A 458-nucleotide genomic window follows, 5' to 3' on the forward strand; every position below is an offset into this window, starting at 1 on the left:
CCCTCGTGGTCCGTCAGCTCCTGCGGCGTGCCCAGGTGGTCGCACTGGTAGAACGCGATCTCTTCCTTCGCGAACGGGGCAGGCGTGTTGAGTTGCTCCCCGTTCCACAGCGGATCCTGCTCGATGTCGTAGCTCCCGCCATTGGCCGCGATCAGTGCCTTGACATCCGTGGTCTGGCTCAGCGCAACGGCCTGCGCCTGGCGGATCTGCACCAGCGGCACGAAGGAGCCGGGCTCGTGGATGTAGTGCACGCTGTCGCCGCGCCAGGCCTGCAGCTCCTGCCGCGCCTCGGTGCTTTGCGTGCTCTCGAAGGCCAGCGTGTCGCCGTCCCAGCCGAAGAGGGTGATCTCGTGCTCGGAGCGTTTGGCGATGCGCCGGCCCAGGGCGTCGTAGCTGAAGCTCGTGGTCTTGCCGTAGGTGCTCGCGCTGCGCATGCGGTTGAAGCCGTCCCAGGTGAA

The 458-nt window shown here is 67.0% G+C and carries 1 protein-coding gene; it reads right to left on the minus strand.

Annotated features, from left to right (window positions below; all coding sequences use genetic code 11):
* Positions 1-458: RHS domain-containing protein (locus tag AC1DFC_RS29815; protein ID WP_478180591.1), on the minus strand; the 458-nt coding region annotated here is incomplete at both ends.

The organism is Variovorax sp. 10L421 (assembly GCF_056395365.1).